1 protein-coding gene and 1 pseudogene are annotated in these 975 nt (G+C 73.8%); one reads left to right on the plus strand and one right to left on the minus strand.

Going from position 1 to position 975, the window contains the following annotated elements; genetic code table 11:
* Nucleotides 1-272 (plus strand): annotated as a pseudogene (locus tag FV228_RS30875) (hypothetical protein); the annotation flags it as partial.
* On the opposite strand, the gene FV228_RS30880 reads toward FV228_RS30875, so the two are convergent.
* A partial coding sequence (locus tag FV228_RS30880; protein ID WP_147857878.1) for an AMP-binding protein occupies nt 239-975 on the minus strand: 737 nt, incomplete at its 5' end. The pseudogene FV228_RS30875 and the gene FV228_RS30880 overlap by 34 nt on opposite strands.

A 975-nucleotide genomic window follows, 5' to 3' on the forward strand; every position in this document is an offset into this window, starting at 1 on the left:
CGCCCCGGCCGCGCGTCGCCGCGGCGCCGGCCCGGCCCATGCGTCCGCACAGGATGGTCGCGGTCGCACCCCCCCCACCGCCGCCTCTGCCGGACGGCTATCCGCGCTACCGCGCCTACAATTACGGCCCCGGCTATGCCGACGAGCGGCTGGAGCGCCTGCGCGCCGCGGAGGCCGCCGGCTACCTGGTCGTGCGCCGCCGCTCGGTGGAGTTCCCGGACGGCCGGTCCCTGCGGGTCTACCGGCCGGACGACGAGGGCGAGCCGTTCTGAGCTGATCCGACCGCGAACACCGACCGCAGGGGCGCCCGCAGGACTTTGCCGGCGGGGTTGCGGGGCAGGAGCCCGTCCCAGACCACCACGCGCACCGGCACCTTGAACGCCGCGAGCCGCTCGGCCGCGAAGGCCCGGATCTCCTCGGGTCCGGTCCGGGCGCCCTCAGCGAGCGCCACGATCGCGCCGGGCTCCTCGCCCAGCGTCGGGTGGGGCACGGCCAGCACCACGGCGTCGATCACGTCCGGATGCGCGTAGAGGACGTTCTCGACCTCGCAGCAATAGATGTTCTCGCCGCCGCGGATCAGCATGTCCTTGATCCGGTCGACGATGGTCAGGAACCCCTCGTCGTCGGCGCGTGCGAGGTCGCCGGTGCGCAGCCAGCCCTCCGAGAGCACTTCGGCGGTAGCCTCCGGGTCGTCCCAGTAGCCGCGGACCACGTTCGGGCCCTTCACGCACAGCTCGCCGACGCTGCCGGAGGGCAGATCCTGTCCGAGCGGGTCGAGGATCCGCACCTCGCAGACCGGCAGGGGCGGGCCGCAGGATTCGGGATGGGCGAGATAATCTTCGGCCTGGTGGTGGGTGAAGGTCGCCGAGGTCTCGGTCATGCCCCAGCCGGTGGCGGGGGCCGCCTTCGGGAAGGCCTCGCCGAGCGCGCGCACCAAGTCGCGGGCCGCGGGCGCGCCGCCGTAGGTCACCGATT

Origin of the sequence: Methylobacterium sp. WL18, assembly GCF_008040015.1 — a bacterium.
GTDB classification, from domain to species: Bacteria; Pseudomonadota; Alphaproteobacteria; order Rhizobiales; family Beijerinckiaceae; genus Methylobacterium; species Methylobacterium mesophilicum.